This window comes from Flavobacterium sp. KY-23415, from assembly GCF_055384985.1.
In genome coordinates this window covers 2,096,318-2,120,244 of the sequence record NZ_AP044001.1, presented here as the reverse complement: position 1 = coordinate 2,120,244, position 23,927 = coordinate 2,096,318, and the positions used below count along the sequence as shown (strand labels likewise).

18 protein-coding genes and 1 pseudogene are annotated in these 23,927 nt (G+C 31.1%); 1 reads left to right on the top strand and 18 read right to left on the bottom strand.

Annotated features, from left to right (window positions below):
* Positions 1 to 200: 200 nt before the first annotated feature.
* The 3 genes and pseudogenes from ACZ49Z_RS09315 to ACZ49Z_RS09305 form a co-directional block, all read right to left on the bottom strand.
* Positions 201 to 1,712, bottom strand: a pseudogene (locus tag ACZ49Z_RS09315) (IS1182 family transposase); the annotation flags it as partial.
* Between the two features lie 116 nt (positions 1,713 to 1,828).
* Positions 1,829 to 3,142 (bottom strand): efflux RND transporter periplasmic adaptor subunit, encoded by a 1,314-nt coding sequence (locus tag ACZ49Z_RS09310; protein WP_464307895.1) that lies wholly within the window; start codon positions 3,140 to 3,142, stop codon positions 1,829 to 1,831.
* A gap of 2 nt (positions 3,143 to 3,144) precedes the next feature.
* On the bottom strand, positions 3,145 to 4,512 hold the full coding sequence (locus tag ACZ49Z_RS09305; protein WP_464307894.1) for a TolC family protein: 1,368 nt from the start codon (positions 4,510 to 4,512) through the stop codon (positions 3,145 to 3,147).
* Positions 4,513 to 4,615: 103 nt separating this feature from the next.
* Between ACZ49Z_RS09305 and ACZ49Z_RS09300 the strand changes: the two genes are divergently transcribed.
* Positions 4,616 to 6,007: a DUF4403 family protein gene (locus ACZ49Z_RS09300; protein ID WP_464307893.1), complete on the top strand. Its 1,392-nt coding sequence runs from the start codon at positions 4,616 to 4,618 to the stop codon at positions 6,005 to 6,007.
* Positions 6,008 to 6,026: 19 nt separating this feature from the next.
* Here ACZ49Z_RS09300 and ACZ49Z_RS09295 read toward each other — a convergent pair whose 3' ends face one another.
* The 15 genes from ACZ49Z_RS09295 to sov all read right to left on the bottom strand — a co-directional run bounded on the left by ACZ49Z_RS09295 (position 6,027) and on the right by sov (position 23,925).
* Complete coding sequence (locus tag ACZ49Z_RS09295) at positions 6,027 to 6,281, bottom strand: hypothetical protein (RefSeq protein WP_464307892.1); 255 nt, start codon at positions 6,279 to 6,281, stop codon at positions 6,027 to 6,029.
* A 10-nt stretch (positions 6,282 to 6,291) separates the two neighbouring features.
* Entirely contained in the window at positions 6,292 to 6,834 is a 543-nt protein-coding gene (locus tag ACZ49Z_RS09290) for a DUF420 domain-containing protein (protein WP_464307891.1), read from the bottom strand.
* 1 nt (position 6,835) lies between these two features.
* Positions 6,836 to 7,462 carry an SCO family protein gene (locus tag ACZ49Z_RS09285; RefSeq protein WP_464307890.1) on the bottom strand — a complete coding sequence of 209 codons (627 nt, stop codon included), beginning with the start codon at positions 7,460 to 7,462 and terminating at the stop codon, positions 6,836 to 6,838.
* 13 nt (positions 7,463 to 7,475) lie between these two features.
* A complete protein-coding gene (locus ACZ49Z_RS09280; RefSeq protein WP_464307889.1) occupies positions 7,476 to 8,180 on the bottom strand; it encodes a hypothetical protein in 705 nt (234 codons plus the stop codon).
* Between the two features lie 86 nt (positions 8,181 to 8,266).
* Entirely contained in the window at positions 8,267 to 8,617 is a 351-nt protein-coding gene (locus tag ACZ49Z_RS09275; RefSeq protein WP_464307888.1) for a cytochrome C oxidase subunit IV family protein, read from the bottom strand.
* A 19-nt stretch (positions 8,618 to 8,636) separates the two neighbouring features.
* Positions 8,637 to 9,605 carry a cytochrome c oxidase subunit 3 gene (locus ACZ49Z_RS09270; RefSeq protein ID WP_464307887.1) on the bottom strand — a complete coding sequence of 323 codons (969 nt, stop codon included), beginning with the start codon at positions 9,603 to 9,605 and terminating at the stop codon, positions 8,637 to 8,639.
* 43 nt (positions 9,606 to 9,648) lie between these two features.
* On the bottom strand, positions 9,649 to 10,236 hold the full coding sequence (locus ACZ49Z_RS09265) for a cytochrome c oxidase subunit 3 (RefSeq protein ID WP_464307886.1): 588 nt from the start codon (positions 10,234 to 10,236) through the stop codon (positions 9,649 to 9,651).
* 1 nt (position 10,237) lies between these two features.
* Positions 10,238 to 11,140 carry a heme o synthase gene (cyoE, locus tag ACZ49Z_RS09260; RefSeq protein WP_464307885.1) on the bottom strand — a complete coding sequence of 301 codons (903 nt, stop codon included), beginning with the start codon at positions 11,138 to 11,140 and terminating at the stop codon, positions 10,238 to 10,240.
* A 107-nt stretch (positions 11,141 to 11,247) separates the two neighbouring features.
* The gene (locus ACZ49Z_RS09255; protein ID WP_464307884.1) at positions 11,248 to 13,362 is read right to left on the bottom strand and encodes a gliding motility protein RemB; all 2,115 of its coding nucleotides are present in this window, start codon (positions 13,360 to 13,362) and stop codon (positions 11,248 to 11,250) included.
* A 37-nt stretch (positions 13,363 to 13,399) separates the two neighbouring features.
* Positions 13,400 to 14,137: a deoxyribose-phosphate aldolase gene (gene deoC, locus ACZ49Z_RS09250; RefSeq protein ID WP_464307883.1), complete on the bottom strand. Its 738-nt coding sequence runs from the start codon at positions 14,135 to 14,137 to the stop codon at positions 13,400 to 13,402.
* A 77-nt stretch (positions 14,138 to 14,214) separates the two neighbouring features.
* Positions 14,215 to 14,991 (bottom strand): energy transducer TonB, encoded by a 777-nt coding sequence (locus ACZ49Z_RS09245; protein ID WP_464307882.1) that lies wholly within the window; start codon positions 14,989 to 14,991, stop codon positions 14,215 to 14,217.
* A gap of 95 nt (positions 14,992 to 15,086) precedes the next feature.
* Positions 15,087 to 15,833 carry an energy transducer TonB gene (locus ACZ49Z_RS09240; protein ID WP_464307881.1) on the bottom strand — a complete coding sequence of 249 codons (747 nt, stop codon included), beginning with the start codon at positions 15,831 to 15,833 and terminating at the stop codon, positions 15,087 to 15,089.
* Positions 15,834 to 15,877: 44 nt separating this feature from the next.
* Entirely contained in the window at positions 15,878 to 16,156 is a 279-nt protein-coding gene (locus ACZ49Z_RS09235) for a VanZ family protein (protein ID WP_464307880.1), read from the bottom strand.
* Positions 16,157 to 16,235: 79 nt separating this feature from the next.
* A complete protein-coding gene (gene gcvH / locus ACZ49Z_RS09230; protein WP_464307879.1) occupies positions 16,236 to 16,616 on the bottom strand; it encodes a glycine cleavage system protein GcvH in 381 nt (126 codons plus the stop codon).
* Between the two features lie 124 nt (positions 16,617 to 16,740).
* A complete protein-coding gene (gene sov / locus ACZ49Z_RS09225; protein ID WP_464308060.1) occupies positions 16,741 to 23,925 on the bottom strand; it encodes a T9SS outer membrane translocon Sov/SprA in 7,185 nt (2,394 codons plus the stop codon).
* Positions 23,926 to 23,927 lie beyond the last annotated feature (2 nt).

Here is a 23,927-nt window from a genome sequence, read left to right as displayed (position 1 = left end):
TAAAACCAAAAAAAGGGGCTGTCCGAAAAGGACAGCTTTTTTTATGTAGCTATTTTTAAGCTATTTTGTTTTGAAGAAAAAATAATAGCAAAATAACTTTGAGTTACTTTAACAAGGCAAATTTTAGTTTTAAAATAGGCTAGATAAGTGTGAATTTTGGTTTTGAAAACAAATTTTGGCAAGTCTGTCTTGAATGCATTCATTTTTCTAAAGTTGTGTCCAAGGGCCATTAGTAAAAACTCTAATGTTACTTTTTCTAATCCCTTCATTGTGAATCGATTGAATTTATTATTGCTTTTAAGTTGACCAAAAACCGCTTCTACCTCTATTGGACGTTTACTTCGATGTTCTAGTCCTTTTTCACTCATTAGTAGCTTTCTTGCTTTTTCTTTTAATTCATTTAATCGATGATTGACTGATAAAATTCTATTACCTTTTGCTTGATGACATTGACTTCGTAAAGGACATCCTTGGCATCTTTTGGCTTGATAATATGTAATTTGTGATTCATATCCAGTACTGGTTTCACGTTTTCCTACTCCTGTTTTTTGCATGATTTGACCCATTGGACAAACATAAAAATCGTGTTCTTTGTTGTAAAATAAATTTTGAACAAGAAAAGGATTGTTTTTTATCTTTCTTTTTTGTTCTTGATGAAAATAGTTATATTTCACATAAGCATCAGCTTGTTTTTCTTCCAGCATTTCATAGTTTTCTTCACTTCCATAACCTGCATCAGTAACGATTTCTTTGCTCTGTTTTTGATAGGCTTTTTCAAAACCTTCAAGATGAGAACTTAAGGTTGTAGTGTCATTTGTTGTTTGATGAACAGATACATGTGTAATGAATTGATTTTCTGTAGATATTTGCGGATTGTAAGCGGGTTTTAATTGACCGTTTTTCATATGATCTTCTTTCATTCTCATAAAGGTAGCTTCGGGATCTGTTTTACTATAGGAGTTCCTGTTTCCCATTGTAACCAAGTCTTTTTCATATTTTTCAAGCTTTGGAAGATGTTCCTCTTGAAGTTTTTGCAATTCTCTTGCCTGTTTTTTGGTAGGTTCTTTGAGTTTTTTATTAAGAATCGAAAGCTTTTCTTTTAAACTTTCTGAATCAATCGATTTTGGTAATTCTTCTATATTTAGTTCTTGATTATCAGATTGAATACTGTTTTCAATAGTCGATAAAATATGACTAATTTTAATTTCTAGTTTTTCTTTATATTTCTCAATGGAGCCTCTCCATACAAAAGTATATTTATTAGCTTTAGATTCTATCTTTGTACCATCAATATACTGAACATCTAGGCTTACATATTTCATTTCAACCAACATTTTTACCACTTCTGCAAAAAGAGTTTGAATGTGATTTTTTAGAACTTTACCCCTAAAATCGTTTATCGTTCTAAAATCGGGAGTTGAATTACCCGAAATATACATAAAATGAATGTTTTCCTGAAGTGCTTTTGCAATTTTTCTGCAAGAATATACATTAGATAAATAACTATAAAACAATACTTTAACCATCATTCTTGGATGATAAGCAGAAGTACCTCCACCTTTATAGTGCTTTAAAATTTCACTTATATCTAACTGATTAACAACTTGTTCCACTAAGCGAACTGGATGGTTTTGCGGTATTCTATCGAAAATATTGATAGGAAATAACTCTGGAGAATTGCCTGTTTGATTTTTAAAAACTATCTTAGCCATTGTGTATTTTTGTCTCAACTCTAAGATACTAATTTTAGAGAAAAAATACAAATAAAAAAGGCTGTCCTTACTTTTTGGACAGCCTCTTCAAAAATTAACTCAATAAAATAACTCACTTATTTTTTCTTCTTGTCTTTTTTATCTTCTTCCGATGCTATTTTAACTTTATCATTCGAAACTAATTCTTTTGAAACCATTAAATAGGGGCCGGTAATAATTTCTTCTCCTGCTTTTAATCCTGATATAATTTCAATATTAGAATCGTCTTGAATTCCCGTTTTAACTACTCTTAATTTTGCTTTATCTCCTACTTTCACAAAAACACATTCAAACTTTTGATCTGGCTTGTAGGTACCTTTGTTTTGTTGGTCTTCTTTTTCTAGCTCAGCAACTATATCTTTTTTTACAGACGTTGTATCTTCTTTTATTACTACAGCACTAATTGGAACACCAATTACTTTTTCTTTTTTAGTAGTAATAATATCTACAGTAGCTGTCATTCCCGGACGAAATGGTGAATAATTTGCAGGCTTCCCTTTTAATAAATCTTCATAAGACTCTTTTAAAATTCTTACTTTCACTTTAAAATTTGTAACCTGATCTGCAGTTAAAGCAGAACTTGCAGAATTAGAAATACTTGTTACCACTCCTTTGAATTCTTTTTTCAAATAGGCATCTACTTCAATTTTTGCAGAATCTCCAACGGTAACTTTCACAATGTCGTTTTCGTTTACATCTACTTCAACTTCCATATTGTTTAAGTTAGCAACTCGCAATATTTCTGTTCCAGCCATTTGTTGTGTTCCTAAAACTCTTTCACCTAATTCTACCGATAATAACGAAATTGTTCCATCTGCTGGAGCATAGATAGTGGTCCTTCCTAAATTATCTTTAGCTTCTGTTAAAGTTGCCGAAGCACTTTGCACATTAAAATAAGCGGATTCTTTATTTGCAACTGCAACTTCATAGGCAGAAACAGCTTTATCCCATTCTGCTTTAGAAATTACACCTTTATCAAAAAGTTTTTTATTTCTATCATAATTTGCTTTTGCTTCTTTTACCTGTGCGACAGCCTGATTTAATCCTGCTTTTGTTGTAGATAGTGATGCTGCAGTTCTATTTACTCCCGAAACATAAATATCAGGATTTATTTTTACCAACAAGTCTCCTTTTTTAACTTGTTGTCCTTCTTTTATTGGTAATTGGATAATTTCTCCTGACACTTCAGAAGATATTTTAACTTCTATTTCGGGTTGAATTTTCCCAGTTGCAGAAACCGTCTCTATAATTGTCATTTGACTAACTTTTGCTGCTTCTACTTTTTTACTATTATCGTTATTCCCTACTACTCCTGCTCTTTTTAAAGCTAATAATGTTATAATAACTCCAATTACAACTGCTAATAATATATATAGTGATCTTTTTGACATGGCTATTGTTTTTGAATTAATGGTATTCCGAAATAAAACTCTAAAATTTTTGTTCTAAATAAATAATCATATTTTGTTCTTAAAACTTCTGATTGTGCGTTAATTAATAACGTTTGCGCTTGATTGAAGTCGAAAACATTCATTAATCCAACTTCATACCTATCCTTCGCATAATTGAATGATAATGTTCTTGCTTCTGCAGTTGTCAAGGCAGCTTCATAGCTTTCTTTTGCTGCTTTGGTGTCGGTATAGGCAGTAAAAACATTTCTTTCTAAATCTAATTCTTGTTGATCATAATTTAATTTTGATCTTTCATATGATATTTTTGCTCTTTGCACATTATTTCGAGCAGCAAATCCATTAAAAATTGGGATACTTAATTGCAATCCAAAATTCTGACCTTTATTATTATCAAACTGTTCAAAAGTTGGAAGAGGACCAGCTAGGATAGGTGTCCCATTTGGTTGCAATCCAATAATTCTATCCGAATAAGAAGCTCTAGTACTAAAACTATAGAAACCCGTCAATGTTGGTAAATATGCACCTCTAGCAATTGAAACATCTTTCTTTGCTATTTCTAAATTGGATTCGGCTATTTTAAGTTCTGTTCTACTTTCTTTTGCCTTTGTTATGATTGTTTTTACATCTTCTGATATTACTTGACTATCAAAAACATCGCTGTTTTCTTCTGAAATATCAAATGTTTGAAAATCTTCAATTCGTAACAATTGCGCTAAACTCAATTTTGAAATTAACAATGCATTTTGAGCCGCTATTAGTCTTTGGTTATCTCCTGCAACAGTAGCTTTCATGTCCAACAAATCGCCTTGAGGTACCACTCCTGCCTCAACTAACTCTTCAGATCGCTTTAATTGCGATTTGTTATAAGTCAATTGTTGCTCTTGAACTTTTACATTCTCTTTATTAAAAAGTATCTGCAAATAAGCATTAGCAACATTCAAAGCAATATCTTCTTGCATTTTCACTAATTGATATTGTGAAGCAATTATACTTAAATTTGCTTTTCTTAATTGGTTTTGATTTTGTAGCCCTTTAAAAATATCAACTCCAACATTAACACCCGCAGAAGTAAATTGAGTTGTTTGATTTTCTAGCAAACCAGTGGTAATATTTGTATTCAAACCTATATTCCATGAATGGGAAGCAGAAGCATTTACGCTTGGTAAAAAATTACCTACGGCATCTTTTTTAGTTAACTGCATATTTTTTAAATCTAACTCTGAAGATTTAACAGAAATATTATTTTTTATGGCATAGTCAACACACTCTTGCAAGGTCCATTTTTTTTCTTGTGAAAAAATGCTTGACCCTACAAATAAGAGTAAAACGAGTATTCTTTTAACTATCATTATCGATGATTTACAATTGAATTTTATTATAAGACCAAAAAAAAAGGTTTTTGTTACAGTAATCATTTAATATTTTATTTTTACATTAAAATTATTTTTTAAAATGAAATATATTCTTGCATTACTTTTGGTTGTTTCTTTTTTATTATTATTTGTTTCTTGCGGAACAACTCAAAAAATTGAAGCCTTAAAACCAGCACCTTCAAACGACAATCCGGTTGTTTATGAAAACAAAACTTCCTTTATTTCATTGCCTACTGAAATTACATTAAAAGATATTGAAACCATTTTAAATAAAAACATGAAAGGTTTAATTTATGAAGATAACAATCTTGAAGATGATAAAACCGAAATGAAAATTTGGAAAACAGCCGACATTAATTTGGCTGAAAAAAATGGAGAGATTGTAGCCGAAATACCTTTGAAAATATGGGCAAAAGTAAAATATGGAACCGATTTTATGGGATTAAATGACACCCGTGAAATTAACATCAACGGAAAAATAACCTTAAATAGTAAAACACATTTATATAATTGGAAATTAACCACGAAATCAACTATTAAAGATTTTGAATGGAGCGAAAGTCCCAACATCATTGTAGCTGGAAAAAAAATTCCAATCACATACATTATTAACCCTACTATTTCAATTTTCAGGAAGAAAATTGCTAAAATGATTGATGATGCAATAGATTCTTCTTGCGATTTTAAACCAATGGTTTTAGAAACAATGGAAAAAATAAGCACTCCGTTTTTAACCAACAATGATTATGAAGCATGGTTTAAATTAACCCCTATTGAACTTTATGTTACAGAGGCTGTCCTAAAAAACAATTCCATAAAAATGGAAATGGGTTTAAAATGCAATATGCAGACAATGATTGGAAAAGAACCTCAAAATACATTTAAAAAAGAAAAATTAGTTTTAAAACCTGTTGAAAGAATTCCAAATCAGTTTACAATTGCTGTTGCTGCAATTTCAACTTATGAAAGTGCTTCTAAAGTGATTACAAAAAACTTTCAAGGACAAGAATTTGGTTCTGGCAACAAAAAAGTAATTGTCCAAAAAGTAGTCATCTGGCAAAAAGACAAGAAATTAATTATCGCTTTAGATTTATTAGGAACAGTAAATGGCACAATCTACCTCTCTGGCTACCCACAATACAACCCAACAACTAAAGAAATATCTTTTGAAGAGTTAGATTATGTTTTAAACACAAAAAGCATTTTATTAAAATCCGCAAATTGGTTAGCACAAGGAACTATATTGAAAAAAATTCAAGAAAGCTGTCGATACTCTATTAAAGATAACTTAGATGAAGGTAGAAAAAACATGGAGAAATACCTAACTAATTATTCTCCTTTAAAAGGAGTAACAATTAACGGAAGTATGAATGATTTTGAATTTGAAAGAATAGAACTGACTGATAAAGCTATTATAGCATTTATCAGTACAAGCGGAAAAATGAAAATCAATATCGACGGTATGGAATAAACAAAACTATATTTACATTTTACTTTTCTTCCTTCTTTTTCGCAAATTTAATTTTATAAATAGCAAACGCTGCTACAGCAACTAAAACATAGGGAATTACCATCAAATACACAATTCCATCATTGATTGCTTGTGCCTGAACACCTCCTTCTTCACTTTCTAAAGCTGCTCTACACATTGCACATTGTGATTGAGAAGTAAGAGTGTAGAGAGAAAAAGATAACAAAAAGTAAAAACCTTTATTTTTCCAAAAACTATTCTTAATTTTCTTCATTCTATTCTCTTTAAGAAACATAATACGGAGAAATCATTAAATAAACAATCACTCCTGTTATAGCAACGTATAACCAGATTGGAAATGTGATTTTTGCTATTTTTTTGTGCTTATCAAACTGTTTAGTCAATGCTTTAACATATGTTATTAATACTAACGGTATAATAGCTATTGACAGTGTTATATGTGTAATTAAAATAAAGAAATAAATATAACGCATTACTCCTTCTCCTCCATAAGGAGTAGAATCGGAAGTCATATGGTAAGCAACATACATCACTAAAAATAATATTGAGCACAAGATTGCAAATTTCATTAATTTTTCGTGTAGTTCTCTATTTCCTTTTTTTATTACAATAACTGCAAATACTAATAAAACCGCTGTAACACCATTAATTGTAGCATATATTGGCGGCAAAAAAGTTAAAGGTTCAACATCGAACCCCAAAGCTCTTAAATTAACTCTAAAAAGAATTGCTACCACTAAAGGAATAATAATTGACAAAGCAATTATCAATTTATTATATACTGATTCTATAGGTTTCTTTTCCATATTACTCTTCTAATAATTTCTTAATATCTTCTTTTATTGCCTGAATACCTTCTGTTTCTAGCCCATCATAATATAAAATGGGGTTTCCAAAAGAATCTTTCCTGCATCTAATATTCCCTTCTTTATCTATTAAAGCAAACATTCCAGAATGCTCAAAACCGCCTGTTACATTTTTATTTTCACCAGCGTACATATTAAATCCTTTTCTTGCTAGATCAAATATATATGCTTTATCGCCCGTTAAAAAATGCCAATTATAATGCTTAACACCTAACACATTCGCATGTTTTTTCAACACTTCTGGAGTATCGAACTCGGGGTTTATTGTTATGGAAGCTATCCCAAAATTTGGGTTCCCATAAAATTCATCTTGCAATAATAACATATTTTCGTTCATCTTTGGACAAATCGTCGGACAAGTTGAAAAGAAAAACTCTACCACATATACTTTGCCTAAATAACTTTCATCTGATATTTTTTTATCATTTTGATTGGTTAATTCAAATGCAGGTACTTTACCAATCAGATGCAAATCTGATTTTTGAAATTTAGCAATAATTTTAGGTACAGCCCAAATTCCAAATATCAATATTATAAATGAAATCCCTATATATGACTTATTTTTCATCTTATTATTTAAATTATTTACCTTTTGCTGTTTGTTCAACTTCATTAGTAATTTTGTCTCTAAATTCGTCTTTTCTATTATTCTTTTTCAGAGCCAAACGGTATTCTCTCAAAATAATTTTGACATCATCAGTCATTTCATTATGAAGGTCGGCCGCAGAAATAGTATTATAACTTTCTCTGTATTCATCTTCACCTTTTTTATTTTTACCTTTTCTCCCTCTGTGGTTACAATTTTTATCTAAAATTATTACAGATGAATTTCCAAAGTTTTCATCTAAATCACTTACTAAGTTAAACGTTTTATAATATTCTGCTATCTGATCTGGACTTGCGAAAACAAATTTCCAACCTTTCATGTCTTCTGTAATCCTATTCAATTCATTCAAATTTGCTTTAATTGCTTCTTCAGTTCCAATTGGTGCAATCATAACAATTTGAAAATCTTTAAACCCAAAATATTTATTGTAAATTTTTTGATTTAGATTAAACATTCTAGCTTTAAACTCTGCTATATTGCTTCCTGTATATCCAAGAACTGTTATTTTATCTTTCAAGACTATTTTCTCTCCAGATAATGATTTCCATTCTTGAGGTATCTCTTTATTTTTTTCAGACAATACAGGTAAAAACATTGCATTGTGTTTTGCTGAAGCAAAAATTAAATAGGTCAGTATAGGTAGAATAAATAGAATTATTAGAACAAATTTATTTTTCATCTAGTATTATTTTAGATTACATTTATGTCATACAAAAGTAAAAAAAATCCCGCTAAAAGCGGGATTAAGTATATCTAAATATCGTGTTAAAATATCCATTTAAAATGTCCGTTTTTAAAAACTTCAAATACGTAATCAGCTTCTACCAAAACTATAAAACATAAATAAACAATTAAAAACACTAAAGGAGCTACTATAGACCATCTAAAACTAGACTTTTCACCTTCTAAATGCATAAAAGCCCACATAATATAATATGCTTTTACTAAAGTTAAAATAATGAATATCCAATTCAAAATACTACTTGATAAAACATTTGTTCTAAAAAGCGCATCGGGCTTATAGATACCTAATATAACTTCAACCATTGTAATTATTGAAAGTATTCCAAAAACTACCCAGATTCTTTTCGTATTTGATTCGTGTGCGTGTGCCATATCTTTTCTATATTTTAAATTATACTAAGTAGAAGAATGTGAATACAAATACCCAAACCAAATCTACAAAGTGCCAGTACAATCCCACTTTCTCAACCATTTCATAACTTCTTCTTTTCTCATATGTACCTAATAGTACATTAAAGAAGATTATAATATTAATTAATACTCCTGTAAAAACGTGGAATCCGTGAAAACCAGTAATAAAGAAGAAGAAATTAGCAAAAGTTTTATGCCCGTATTCGTTTCTAATTAAATTAGCTCCTTCTACAACATATTTAGCATCTTGAATTCTTGCTAACGAAGCTTCTCTTGAAAGCACTTGTTTCTTTTTATCTACAATAACTTCTGTTCTAATTCTTAAATTAGGATTCGCTTTAAAACCTTCAATAACTTCATTTAAAGAATGTGATGGTAAAGAAGATTCTTCCATAAACCAAACACCTTTACTTCTTTGAAGCTGTTCTCTTTCTTCTGGCAATACTTTAGCAAAAGAATGTAAAGCAACTCTTTCTCCTTTATCGTTTACGAATTGTAAAATTGAACCACCGTTAGTTTCAACTGCTCCAAACTCTCCTTTGATAAAATTTTTCCATTCCCAAGCCTGAGAGCCTAAGAAAATAAAACCACCAATTATAGTTAAAAACATATAAAAGGCTACTTTCGACTTTTTCAATTGATGACCTGCATCTACAGCTAATACCATAGTAACAGAAGAAAATATCAAAATAAAAGTCATTAATGCCACGTAAATCATTGGCCAATCTTTGCCATGCGCAAAAGGAAAGTGATTAAACACTTCATCTGCAATAGGCCAAGTTTCAATAAACTTAAACCTAGAAAACCCATACGCTGCAAGGAATCCTGAAAATGTTAAAGCATCTGATAGTATAAAAAACCACATCATCATTTTACCATAGGTTGCCCCCATTGGTCCTGGTCCTCCATCTAGCAAAGCGTGATCGTCATTTGTAACTGTCGCTCCCATATAATTTAATTGTTAAAAAGTTCCCAAATTTATTACTTTTTTTCTATTTGAAAAAATAGAAAAATAAAAACAAATATACCCAAATAAAATCCATAAAATGCCAATACATCGCACTTAGTTCAATACCAAGGGTTTGAGCAGCATTATATTTTTGTTTATAATGATTATAAATTACAACAAATAATGAAATAAATCCTCCTAAAAGATGCGCCAAATGCACTAAAACTACAATATACAAAAACGAGGTTGTTACATTACTTTCGCTTCCTGTAAAAAAATACCCCTCATTAATTACTTGTTCAAATCCTTTGAATTGCAGAAACACAAATACAAAACCTAAAACTAGAGTTGTAACAAGCATAATCATTGTCAATTGACGGTTACTACTTTTCATTGCTTTCAATGCTACTATAAACGTAACACTACTAATTATCATCACTAGTGTACTCAACACAAAAGCAAAAGGCAATTTAAAATCTGTTAACCAATCTGGCCTTGACTTACTAACAACGTAAGCACTAGTTAAACCAGCAAAAATCATTAATATACTAATCATTCCAAAAATCAACAACATTTTATATGTCTTTGATTTTTTACTATATTGTTCTTCCAATGTAATAGATGTATCCATATTATCTCAAAAATTTATCTAAAATAAAAACAATTTGCAATAGCGAAATATACGAAACACTCACTATCATTAATTTTCTAGCTGCTTTTGCATCCATTTCTTTATACAACTTAAAAGCATAAACCAACATCCATAATCCTAATAAAACAACAATTGCTACAGATACTTTTGTCAAAAAGAGCTTACCTGTATATCCAAACGCTGGTATAACCGAGGCTATAATCATCCAAATTGTATATAATATTGTCTGCAAAGCTGTTTTCTTATCTCTCTTTCCTGTTGGAAGCATAAAAAAACCAGCTTTTTTATAATCATCATACAAAAACCAACCTATAGCCCAAAAATGCGGAAACTGCCAAAAAAATTGAATGATAAAAAGTGTCCCCGCTTCAATTCCAAAATTACCTGTAGCCGCTACCCAACCTAACATATAGGGTATTGCACCTGGAAAGGCACCAACAAAAACAGACAATGGAGTTAAGGTTTTTAAAGGCGTATATAAACTTACATACAAAAAGATTGAAATCGCACCAAACATTGCTGTTTTAGCATTAACAGAATATAAAATACCCAAACCAAGCAACGTCAGAACAACCCCTAATATAAAAGCATTTTGTTTAGTTATTGCACCCGAAGGTAATGGACGGTTTTTTGTTCTATCCATTAATGCATCCAAATCTTTTTCAATAATTTGATTAAAAACATTCGAAGCACCAACCATACAATAACCTCCAATTATCAACAATAAAAGCGTTAACCAATTATGACTATTCCAAGATTCTACCCCTAAAAGATAGCCTGCAACAGTAGAAAAAACAACACTTATTGCCAATCTCGCTTTTGTAATAGCTACAAAATTTGAAAAAAGCGAAGGTTTAGAAATATTATGATTTAATGCATCCAAAACTAACAGATATCCTTGGGTTAATTGGCGGCAAAGATACAAATAAGATTTTTGATTTATAGCCTATTCAAACGAGAAATAATTAAGAATAATTCAATTCCTAATCATTAATAATCAAAATACCAATTAAACAAATCTGCTCTTAATCCTAAAGACAACCAAGTTGTATTAGATTTTATAGTATTAGCTGTTTGGATTTTAGGGTCGAAATTACGAAATAAAGCCGTCCCAAAAAGCTTCATATTAGAAGAAGGATTTATTACATATCCTAATTGCAATTCTGCAATCATAATATTCACTTTATTTCCTTGAGCGACAGCTACTCCCGTATCAAAAGGTCTATTCTCATCATAATTCAAATAAATATCACCTCCATAATTAAAACTATCGTTTGCCGTATTAAAATCAAAACCTCTTTGCCCATAAGTGAATTTTGCTTCACCATAGTAACGCCCTTTAAAATAACGAGCAATACCAACCAACTCTCTGAAATTACCACCCCAAGCATGCCCCATATTTTGATTATTATGACCATAATTCGTTAACGGATTACTATGGGAATAAACATAAGGCCTTACGTGATTATATTCCATTTGAAGCATTAGATTTTTCACTTTAAAAGCATCGTAATATTTCAATCCAATTTGATAACCAAACTTATTTCTCCAACTCTTTTTCCCCTCTTTCACATCTCCAATTGCAAATTCGTCTAACAAAAATTGACTATAAAAATTCAATTGATTATTCCATTTGTATTTTGCCGTTGCTCCTAAAACTGCATTTCCACTTTTTGAAGACGATGAAAATTCAACTGCTCTATAAAAAATAATAGGATTCACAAAATTCGCATCAAACCCTCTATCATTAGTATTTGACCAAACAACATTTTCGAATAAACCAATATTCAATCTTTTTGAAACATTATAACTCAAATAATGACTCGCCATGTATTTTGTAGCATAGGTTCCTTCTGAAGTTACATCTGGACGAACATCTTTTAACCACATATAGGTATTAGTATATTTTATTTTCCAAAAAGTAGTATTAATTTTCAAATACGGATAAGGACTTGCAGCATCACTTTGCAACAAAGAACGATAACCGTCGCCAATAAAATTTCTTCCATAACCCAACTGCAAATCAATCATATTACTAGGTTTAAACTTCAAATTTGCTTCTGCCAAAGGAAAATCATACGCATCTGTTCTAAATTGTTTAGCTATCCCTATTCCTGGAATAATAGCAGGATTACCTCCTGACGGCCTTATACTTGATGAATAATCATTATAATAATCTGCAAAGCGCCCTTGACTTTCATAAATTGAAGATGTAAAAGTCAAACTTTTCCCCAAACCACCTTGAACATGCAATCCCCTCGTATTCACAAATGTATTTGATAATTGACTATCCAAATCTTTTCCTCCTCTTAAATCTAAAATTGGATTTAAGCTAAACCAATAGTCTTCTCCTTGAATCGCAACTAAATTTTCATTCCAAAATTTTCTCCCCCACCAAGAGGTTTTTCCTTTTAAAACTTCATTTTGAGCCGCCTGAAAATCATAATATTTTGCGACTTCGTTATAAGAATAAGGCTTAGTTGCTGTATGATTATTACTCCCCACCTGATTCATCAAAGCTTCAAAGTTGTAATAATTTTGATGAGAAAAAGCAATGTTTAAATCACTTGTAAAATTTGGATTTTTAAACTCTTTATATACCTTAGACACCGCTTCAAATTCATCTAATTCATTAGTATTATCTATTATAACTGAGTTTGTTTTATCAGTCTTTTTAACAACATAATTTTCTTGGTACTTTAAAGCTGGATTTTGCAATGGAATAGCTATTTTTAAAGTAAATTTAGAATAGGTAGTTTTTCCAGAATGTGTTGCTGGTTGAATCTTAGGCAATTTTTCAAACACACTTTTAGTCTCTTTCTTCAATTCTTCAGTTACTGCATCAATATAAATCACTTTAAACTGACCCAAAGTATCTACTTCAAAAAGAGCAATAACCTCACCAGTATATTTTTTTTCCTTTATATCATCAGGCAAAACAAAATTATCATATACAAACTGTTCTAAAGTAGTATAAAAACAATCCTTTAACTGAGTTGATTCCACTTTTTCACATTCATCAAAAACAGGAAAAACCTCTGTTTTTTTTTGAGAATACCCTAAAAGACATATAAAACTCAATATAACTAAAATGCATTTTTTCATCTGTAATGTTTTGTTCTTTAAATTATCAACAACTATATTAATACCCCGTACTAGATTCTTGACCATTAACAATCGCTTTTGCCGCAGAAGTTCCTATTCTTTTGACACCCAAATTAATCATAGCAACAGCTTCTTGATAATTCCTAACTCCACCTGCTGCTTTCACAGGCAAAGGAAATGCATTTTCAATCATTAATTTTATTGTTTCTGGAGTTGCCCCGTTAGGCAATCCGTTTTCTGTTTTATAAAACCCTGTAGAAGATTTCACAAATACATTTTCATAATTACTCTCTTTGAAGTTAGCAATAACACAATTTTTTATCAAAGCCGAAAGCTGTACTATTTGATGACTATCTAACGCTGCAACTTCTATAATCCATTTTACTATTTTACCGCTCTCTAAGCCTAATTTCGTACATTCTACAACTTGACGCTTTACTTCTTCTATTTCTCCAAGCTTAAAAACCTCATAATCAATTACAAAATCCAAATCATCAACTCCTTTTTCAATTGCAGTTCTAGCTTCATTTAATTTATATTCTAGACTATTATTCCCTTTTGGAAAATCGATAACCGTACCAATTGTTAGTCTTGAATTTGCTTTTACAATTAAGCTCTTTGCCAAAGCAACAAATTCTGGACGTATCATAATTAATTTAAACTCCTCTTCTATAGCTTCAAGAATGTTTTTTTTAACAATTTCTAAATTTTCTTCATTAGAAATACCAGCTTGTTCTGCCGTTTTTAAATAAGTTGCATCTAGATATTGCTTCATTTTATTTTATTTTTAGAATATGTGTAAAAATAAAAAAATCCCATCGAAATGGGATTTTTTTTCAATAATAATTCAAATTAGTTTATTTTAAATGAAATCGGAATTATATATTTTATTTTCACGTTTTTCTTTCCTTGTTGTGCAGGAATTAATTTAGGTACCTTTTTAACAGCTCTTTCAGCAGCTTTCTTCATCTCTTCTGTTGCACTACCATTACTCAAAGAGTTCACATTGGTCACTTCTCCTTTTTCATTAATAATAAACTCTACAAATGCTCTTCCTTGTTTCTTATCTTCAAAATCTTCTTCAGGATAAACCAAGTGTCGTGACACCACCTTAGACAATTCTGCTTCAAAACATGCTTTTTGCTCTGCTCTACTCAATCCAACACATGCTTTAAACAAAGGGAGTTGCTCAACAGTAGTAATAGTTTCTGGACCCTCATTAGGCGTATTCGTCTCTCCTGTATTACCCGTTGAAGGATTATTTAATATTGGATTTTCTACTTTTGTAATATCATCTTGAGTACCGAAATCATCTTCCTTTTTCACCTCCACTTTATCGTCTTCCACTTTAAAATCTGTAACTACTTTTTGAGAAACAACTGGTTTTGTCTCAACAGGAGTAACTGGCTTAGAAATAGGCTTAGCAACTTCTGGTTTAACTTCAATCGGATTATACTCAAAAGGCTCATCAATAATAGGCCCTTTAAACACCCATTCTTTTTCCTTCTTTACATCTTGAAAATTAAACTCCAACACATACAACGCCAACAACATTGTAGCAATTAAACCAAACTGAAAATAGATTACACTATTTTTCGCTTTCTTCTTAAAAACATCTTTTTCTCTCATAATTATATAATTTACAGGTTAACAATTTATTAACAAGTAATATCACAAATTATGTGCCAAAAAAAATCCCAACCTTTCGATTGAGATAATTTTTATTAGTTTAGTTTAAAAGTAATAGGTAAACCATATTTAACTCTTACCGCTTTTCCTCTTTGTTTACCTGGTGTAAACTTAGGTAATTTAGAGATGATTCTTTCTGCTTCTTTTTCCAACAGCTCAGCATCACTTTTAATTCCTCTACCTCTTACTTTAATATCTTTTACAATACCATCTTTGTCGATTAAGAATTGAACAGATACTTGACCTTGAGAACCATTTTCTGCTGCTCTTTCAGGATAGCTAAAATATCTTTTGATATGCGCTTGCATTTTCTCATTAAAACAATCCATTTGTTGGCTTTTTGGAATTTCTTCACAACCAGGAAACATTGGAATTTGTTCAATTACAGCAAAAGGCATCTCGTCTGGAATATCGTCGATTGTTGCTCCAGTATTTCCAATTTGAGAAGCTTTAACAACAACTACAGGTTTACTTTCTTCAACCTCTGTTTTTTCAATTTTTTGCTCTTCTAATACAATATCATCTTTCACTACTTCAATCACTTCTGGTGCAGGTGGTGGTGGTGGTGGCAATGCTTGTACCGGAGGCATTGTTAAGATTACATCTTCTTCATCTAATACTAGATTGTCTGTCAATGTGAATTTTTCTTTTTCTATTCTTGGGTCTTCGGATTTTAATTCAATACCAATATAAGTAAGCAATAAAACTGCCACAAGACCAATCTGAAAGAACAACACACTATTTCTTTTCGGGTCTACATTAGGATTTTTCTTTAATTCCATAATTTTGTTTTTGAGGTCGCTAATATAATTAATAATAAAATAGTTTAAAAATTTTTTTTAAATTTTCTTTTTACGAATTTTAAAAAAAAGTAAGCCGTCACTGCTCCACAAGTGTTCGCCAATGCATCATAAAAATCTGCTTGACGTGTCTCTGTGAGCTCTGCTTGTAATACTTCAATAATTATGCCATACAAGATAGCTACGAAAACTATTTTAACTTTGTTTTTGGTTAATTTGGGTTGAATTGCGTTTATCCAACTAAAAACAAAGACAAAATAGAAACCAAAATGCACTATTTTGTCTTTATTTGGTATTGCTATCATGAATGCATCTGATTTCTTTAACGTTACTAAGCTTAGATAAGCAATTAATAGCGTCCAGAAAATAGCAAAATAAAAATACTTACACTCCAATAAGCGCTGAGTAATCTTCACTTGATAAAAGACTTTCTATTTGTGAGTTATCAGAAATTTTAATTTTCACCATCCATCCGTCACCGTAAGGATCAGAATTTACTGTTTCTGGTGTAGTTTCAAGAGAATCGTTAAATTCTATAATTTCACCAGATAATGGCAAAAATAAATCTGAAACTGTTTTAACTGCTTCAACTGTACCAAAGACTTCATCACGATCTAAAGTTTGATCTAGTGTTTCAACTTCAACATAAACAATATCACCTAATTCTTTTTGTGCAAAATCTGTAATTCCTACAGTAGCAATATCGCCTTCAATTGAAACCCATTCGTGGTCTTTTGTGTACTTTAAGTTAGTTGGGATGTTCATTTTAATTCTATATTTAATTGGTTGTACAAATGTAGTTTTATTAATTTAATTCTAGAACAGCTTTTTTAATATTTTTCTAGTGTATTTGTTAAATATTTTTGTCTTTATGTCTTTATTTTATTTACTAATTTCCAAAATTATATCGAATAGTAAATCCTGATCTAATATTTGTTATTGGGAATGAAGTTGAAATAACTGCTTGAGAAAACTGATGATCATAAAAGAAAATTGCAGTTAGATTTCTACTGAAAGAATAATCCGCCGATAATTTAATAGACCATAAATCCTGTCCACCAGCCAATTCGTTATTATCATAATCCAAATATCTAACAATAGTATTGTTTTTTCGCAATGAAAAATCTGCTTTAATATTTATATCACTTTTAATCACTCCAGTTGGATTGTCAGCAAGTCTTGAAACTATTGTCACATTTTTTATTCGATATCCTAAACCTATGGTATATTCATTTCCACTTACTTCAGTTAAAAGATTATTATCAAAACTCATATTTAACGTTCTGTCCTTTTTCATTTCGGCCAAAATTTTTATAGAGTTTTTCATTTCAAAATCAATTCGCATCAACGGGTTAAACTGTTCTGTTAAATTTACATTTGAAACAATTGTGTTCGCATAGAAATTACCATTTGCATCTACTGGAGCTGCATTTAAGTTAGAACGAAAAGCGTTCACATTATAACTCGCTCTATAACCATGTTGTAATGAAAAACGTTTGAATGTTTCTTTAAACCACTTGTAACGCATTAATCCAGTATATTTAACTGTCCAATTAGGTAGCGGAACATCTTTAAAGACTCCTGTAGATTGTTTTGAAATGTCTTTACCTGAATAAGCCGCTAAAAAGGAAGGCAATAATACTTGTTGACTGTTTTTTCCGTAGCCAATTGGATATCCTTCTAAATCTACTGGATATGTACTTGTTCCATAATATTCACCTGCTAATCTATTAGCAATTTCACGTCTGTTAGTTCTAAATTCATTAAAAGCAGCAGATATATTTTCATCACTTTGGCTAAATGCTGTTTTAATTAAAACAGTAGAAATGCTAAAATTTCCAAAATTATAAGGTGAACGAGAATTATATTGTCCATTAGTAACATCATATTGTTCTGAAAAATTATCAGAATACATTCTATCTGCCTTAACATCTATTTTTAAATCAGGGAAAGGCTCTACTTGAGCTGTAAAATTCAATTGTTTATTCGTAATCTGAGTAAAACTTTGATTAAACTCTGGATATTCTGTTAACCAACCTTGTCTTGCTGCTTCATATCGTACATCTGACTGACTTCCGAATACAAATCCAACAGAAGGTTTTGAAGTACCAAAAAATCCAAGTCCTGGTGTATAACCTGGTAATACTGTTCCATTAGTTTCAGTATAATTTACTTGTATATTCTTAATACTTGTTACAACACCAATTAAACCATTTAAAAATATGTTTCCTTCTTTTTTATCTGTCTTCTTCTTCGCTGTTATTTTTTGTCCAGGCTTAGGCAAAGCATCTTTAGTGTCTTTACTATCTTTATTGTCTTTATTATTTTTCTTCTTTTTGTTCCCTGTCAAACCTATGTAACGATATAACAAATCCATATTGAATGTAGTATTCAACTTATGTGAATTTGCATTTTGGATTGTATTCCCTAAATCATATCTAGTTCCATTATCTGCAAGAATTGATGAAAACGCATCCGAAGAACGCTGCCAGTTAAAGTCTCCTGTATAAGTATAAACCGATTTCACAAATCCTAGAGCTGGAATTTTATCAATTGGCAAATCATAATTTAAAACCAATTGTTGATTGTGCTGATTTGAATCTCCTATATTCCAATAATCATCCCAAATATCTAGACCATCAATTGGAACATTCTCTTCATCTAAATAATTCCTAACAATATTGTTTGAGGCTGCTGTATAATTTAAGCGTAATGATTTTGTTAAATTATAATTGAAACCATACTGATAATTGAAGAAATAATTTCTTCTATAAAGCGGGTCTAAACCAATCCCTTGCACTTCAACCAATCTAAATTGTTGTCTATTAAATTGTCTAATAATATTAGAACTAAATGAGATATTAGACGGAAGAAAATTAAAATTAATATCTTTTAATAATTTATAATAACCACTTCTATCAAATCTTTTTGTGTCTTTAAACGGCTCAATACTTAAAGGTTTAAATGAATATGCATAATCTACACTTGTTCTATTTTGTTGATCAACTAAGTTTTCAATTTCATAATCGTGATGCTCTGTTTCATTAAACGAATAGGACAGTGTTAAATTCTCAACATCATAAAAATGTTGTTTTTGTTCTTCACCACGTTCCTTTCTTACACCAATAAAATTAATACTCGTTCTTTTTGTATAATCTATCGCTCTGTTCTCTACGTTTGCTCTCTGTGATTCTGGAGTTACATCTAACAATTGATTTAATTCGATGTCTTGATAAAAAGGATCGAATTTTGGTGTAATAGTCTCTTCACCTACTGCATAATTAAAAGGAAGCGTTATTCCCCATTTTTTAGGCAATAATTTTCCTAAATTTAAATTAGTAACCACGTCATATTGAAAAGCATCCTCTCTACTTCTTTCATTTGGTCCTTCCTCAATGCCTCCAAAACCAATAGTACTCACCCTTGTTGTTGCAGAAACCGTTGCAAAATCAGCTATATTAGTATCCAAATTAGCCACTGCGGCATATCCTCCTTTATTATCTAGATCTGAAAGACGTAACTCATTAAACCAAACTTCACCTCTAACTACGCGATTAGTGTTGTTTTTCACACCAACCATTAAAGTACGCACCAATCCGAAATTTGGGTTCCCTTTTATTCCTAAAGTCAATTTACTTCCTCCAGAGCCTATTTCCTCTTCCTCTACAAAACCAATTCCATTTGGATCATAAACAACAACTGGATCACTGTTAAGTGCTAAAATTTTCAGTTTTGTCAATAAACTCATTGGTAATTCAATCTCATTTTCAGATGGCCAAACATCATTAGGAGTAGATGCATTTTGAGAAGAAACTACCAATGGAATTTCGATTTGATAGAAATTTTCAGTAAAATCATTACCAAAACGAATAAATGCAACCATTTCATCATTCTGTAATGGCTGTGGTTCATCTGGTTGTGGTAAAGATTCAGCATGCAAAAACATACGCATTTTTTTAAACTGACGCATATCTACATTTACATTCTTAAATACTGCTCTTGAATCTTCTGCTTCTAAACCATCATTATAACCTCCATTTTTATCATAAACTCTTAGTGATAATGATTGCTCATTTTGATTAATAACCGTATTATTATTATATAATTGCTCCCTTGTTACCCCTGGAGGAGAAACATAAGGTATTGGAGTTCTACTACCGTTTTCTTGAATATTAACTGCCACCACATCAAATCCAGTATTATCATCAGTAGGGTCATTATCATTGAAATCTAATGAATTTGTATATCGTCTCCATTCTCCTCTCACTAAATCTAATGCTCCAAAACGCAATGTAATTTCATCTGAAAAACCAGTCATATACATTCTCATAAAGCGAATAGACCTGAAATCTGATATTGATCCTACTACATTATCTGATGTATATTCTAAAATAGGAATTTTATACTGCACCCATCTAGCATCTACATTTGTTCCGTTTGGCATAGGTTCAGAAACTGTGCGAACATCTACTACATAATTCTGACCAACTTGAGGGTTATTATTAATTGGCACATCAAACTTAAAGTATGCATTAATTGTATTCATCGTTTGATCCCTATTAACATCTTCCACATCTGGTTTTGTATCGTTTCCTCTATTAGTATCAGTAACGTTTACTGGTGAATTACCATCAAAACCATTATAGTTTCTATACCTATCAATGATACCTCCAGTTGTATTTAGATAAAAGTTATAGTTATCTGCAGACGGGTCTGCCTGTCCTGCAAAATTATTAAACTTCAATGCTTCACCAGCATCATCTAACCCATCAAAACCAACATCTTGTAAACTTCTATTCGCTTCATTCGAATCGAATGCATAGACTAAAGATTGAGAACTTGGAACTTGCCCCCAGTTTGTTTGAAAAGCAGGGATTGTTGCCCCTACTTCTGGAAGTCCATTTTCATATTGTTTTCTCCCATCTTTCAAAATATCCTCTGAAATCTCACCTAAGTTAATAACTAGTTTCCCAGTATTTGTAGGAGTCACAACATCTGGTGCATTTCCATAGTATGGATCTAAAACCCAAAACTGGATATACTCAACATTTGATTGTTCAAAATTAGTAGAATTTATAGAGCGCATAATACCCGCCCAATTATTTGGTGCTTCAATTGCTGGAAACTGATTTGTTGCAGCCAAAGATGGATTATAATTATACGGACCTCTATCTCTTGGAAAATAAGTTAAATCTAGAGTTGTAATTACATTAGAATTTCCTTGAGCAATATCTACATTTGGAAACAACTCCCTACTATAGATTCTTCGCGTTTTATTTAAAGACAAATCATCATCACTAATACCACTTGGTGGTTGTGTATAAAAAACAGGATCAATAGTATACCAAGCCAATTTCGCTCTTTTATTACCGACTGAGATAGCATCTGTTGGCGGCTCTGTTGTATCAGCATTACCATCAAAATCACCTTCTAACGGCACACTAGCCAAGGTCCAAGGTCCAGGCGAATTTAATGGAATTGAAGATTGAGACCCTTCAAAGTCATCAACATATGTTGTTGCTTCTCCATTAAATTTATCTGCTTTTGAAGAACCTGGTAATAAATAGGCTATTTCACCTCTAAAAGATAGATTTGAAGGCACATCAGTATCAATATTAGGCAATTTATTTGCTAATCTTGTTAAAAAAGGCACTTCTGTAGAAAAGTTTGTATTTAGCCCTACAATTGTATTATTCACGGATTCTTGACCGTAATTTGATTTATTTGTAAAGGGTCTTTCTGATAAATTTAAAACTGTTCCTCCAATTAAGAATTTTTTATTAAACTGATGCTCTACATTAACTCCCCAAAAACGTCTGGTTTGCTGACCGAACACAGAATTATTCTCTACTGATATTTCTAAAGGTGTATTTGATGCCTGCAACGAAGGATCTAACAATTGAACTTTCCCTAACTGATAGTTCACCGTATAATCTACTCCTTCAACAAGAACTCTTCCTCCTGATTTCACTACAACAGAACCTTGAGGCACATTGAATGCTCCTATTGAGATTCCGTCTCCACCAGAAGACTTGAAACGCCCTCTTAATTGAAATTTATTTTTTTCACTTTCTTGCAATGCTGCCGCTTGAGTTGACTTATAGAGTGTTCTAAAGACATATTTACTTTGATTCACATTATATGTTAAAGGATCATTATAATCTTCTGTAACAGGGGAATCATTTAATTTTTTAAACAAATGTTCTCCAAAAGGCTCTTTGGTGGTAAAAATAATTCTACCATATTGTGGGTCTACCGTTATTCCAGGTACAAAATCAAAAAAACCATCCCCTCCATTTTGTGGGTCATTTGTATAGTTTAATTTATCTACTCCCATTACTTTTAATAAGGTAGTTTCTTTTACTCCAGCTGGCAAATCTAATGGAAAGTTTCCTGTTGCATCTTCAAACGGAGTAATATAATTTAATGGTGATGGATCTGTATATAAAATATTAAATTTAAAATCTTCCTGTTGTAATTGGTAGCCTCCAGGAATTTGATAAATATTCTTCATCATCAAGTTCCATGTTGGCATTGTTAAATTATCATTTGGAACTTTCTGCTTCACAGCGGTTAAATTACTCTTTAACATTTTTACCAATAAGGCTTGTGAAGTTGGAATTCCCGTTGTACTCACTTGTGTAGCATCTACTCCATCTGTTCCAAATTCCCCAACTTGATACACTTGATCTCCAATTGTATATTGATAAGCCACCGCCAACACTTCGTCATTCGCTAAGCGTTGATTCAACGAAATATAACCTAGCTGAGGATGATATGTAAACTCAGAAGCTGTTAATTTTCTCGCGTTTTCTAATTTTGCATAATCAAGCCCTTCATCTACTCCAATAGTGAATCCATTATTAGCTGTAGCGACTTCTCTAATTGCTTGTGTTAAAAAATTACTCCCAATTTGATTAGGGTTAAATTTATTGTTTGCATTATTAGAAGGGGTATTGGGTCCAGCATTAAAGAAATTAGGATTAGATGCTAAATTAACACCAACAACTTCTTGTGGTAATAAATCAGTCAAAGGTGCTTCACCAATATCTTGAATAGCTATTAAATTTCTTAAGTTATTTTCGGTTGAATTTATTCTATTCTGTTTATTTGTTACCCATACTTCAATCCTTGTTATTTGAACACGACTATTGATAACAGGATAGGTTTCTAATGATTTATCATATTGGTTCCTGAAATATTGCGATAAGAAATAATGTCTATCTGCATCATAATCTAGTGCAAACAACTCATAATCTTGCAACGTACCTCCTCCTTGTGACGTTACTGTTTTTGTCTGCGACTTTTGTTCTGAAAAAACTCCCGTAACTGTTGTTTTTCCAAATTGTAATTGTGCTTTAACTCCAAACAAACTTTGCGAACCTCTGATTAATGAATTCGATAATGGAAAACTAACATTACCAACTTCTAATTTTTGCAGAATATCATCTTCTGTAGACCCATATTCTAGTTTGATCAGGTTTTGAAAAGCAAAAGTAGATTGTGTATCATAATTAATATTTACATTCAATCGAGTTCCTACTTTTCCTTGAAGCCCAACGCTTATTCTCTGATCAAAATCAAAAGTTGTTGTTTTTCTATTTCTTGGTGAAAAAGCAGGGTTATCTTGTTTTGTGAATCGAACACCCAAATCAATCTCTACGGAACCTGTTGGTTTAATATCTATTGTGTTGCTTCCAAAAATTGCCTCAAAAAACTTTGAATTAACATAATATCTAGGTAATAAATCTTTCTTTTTTTCTTCGCTGCCGTCTTTCTTCCCATCAATCGCTGCCGATTTTTCACGATAGTACTTTCGCATTTCTTCACGCAAAACAAGTTCTTGATATTGTTTTGGTGTTAATACTAAAGGATAATTCACATTAAATCCATCAAAAGTATTTGTATAGATATACCTATCTGTTATTGGGTCATAAGTATAAGCTTCAACAATACTTTGTGGATTTGGCACTTTTATTTTACCTAGATCTACTCCATTTTTAATTGAATCTTTCTCTTCAGTACCTTCTTGAGAATAGAGAAAAAAAGGAAAACACAAAAAAAGTATTTTCATTC

Coding starts and splice junctions, on each gene's coding strand:
- ACZ49Z_RS09270 (WP_464307887.1), bottom strand. CDS start 9,605: ATGGGAGCGACAGTTACAAATGACGATCACGCTTTGCTAGATGGAGGA.
- ACZ49Z_RS09265 (WP_464307886.1), bottom strand. CDS start 10,236: ATGGATACATCTATTACATTGGAAGAACAATATAGTAAAAAATCAAAG.
- ACZ49Z_RS09240 (WP_464307881.1), bottom strand. CDS start 15,833: ATGGAATTAAAGAAAAATCCTAATGTAGACCCGAAAAGAAATAGTGTG.
- ACZ49Z_RS09310 (WP_464307895.1), bottom strand. CDS start 3,142: ATGTCAAAAAGATCACTATATATATTATTAGCAGTTGTAATTGGAGTT.
- gcvH (WP_464307879.1), bottom strand. CDS start 16,616: ATGAACATCCCAACTAACTTAAAGTACACAAAAGACCACGAATGGGTT.
- ACZ49Z_RS09285 (WP_464307890.1), bottom strand. CDS start 7,462: ATGAAAAATAAGTCATATATAGGGATTTCATTTATAATATTGATATTT.
- sov (WP_464308060.1), bottom strand. CDS start 23,925: ATGAAAATACTTTTTTTGTGTTTTCCTTTTTTTCTCTATTCTCAAGAA.
- ACZ49Z_RS09305 (WP_464307894.1), bottom strand. CDS start 4,512: ATGATAGTTAAAAGAATACTCGTTTTACTCTTATTTGTAGGGTCAAGC.
- ACZ49Z_RS09255 (WP_464307884.1), bottom strand. CDS start 13,362: ATGAAAAAATGCATTTTAGTTATATTGAGTTTTATATGTCTTTTAGGG.
- ACZ49Z_RS09275 (WP_464307888.1), bottom strand. CDS start 8,617: ATGGCACACGCACACGAATCAAATACGAAAAGAATCTGGGTAGTTTTT.
- ACZ49Z_RS09280 (WP_464307889.1), bottom strand. CDS start 8,180: ATGAAAAATAAATTTGTTCTAATAATTCTATTTATTCTACCTATACTG.
- ACZ49Z_RS09245 (WP_464307882.1), bottom strand. CDS start 14,991: ATGAGAGAAAAAGATGTTTTTAAGAAGAAAGCGAAAAATAGTGTAATC.
- ACZ49Z_RS09300 (WP_464307893.1), top strand. CDS start 4,616: ATGAAATATATTCTTGCATTACTTTTGGTTGTTTCTTTTTTATTATTA.
- deoC (WP_464307883.1), bottom strand. CDS start 14,137: ATGAAGCAATATCTAGATGCAACTTATTTAAAAACGGCAGAACAAGCT.
- ACZ49Z_RS09295 (WP_464307892.1), bottom strand. CDS start 6,281: ATGAAGAAAATTAAGAATAGTTTTTGGAAAAATAAAGGTTTTTACTTT.
- ACZ49Z_RS09290 (WP_464307891.1), bottom strand. CDS start 6,834: ATGGAAAAGAAACCTATAGAATCAGTATATAATAAATTGATAATTGCT.
- ACZ49Z_RS09235 (WP_464307880.1), bottom strand. CDS start 16,156: ATGATAGCAATACCAAATAAAGACAAAATAGTGCATTTTGGTTTCTAT.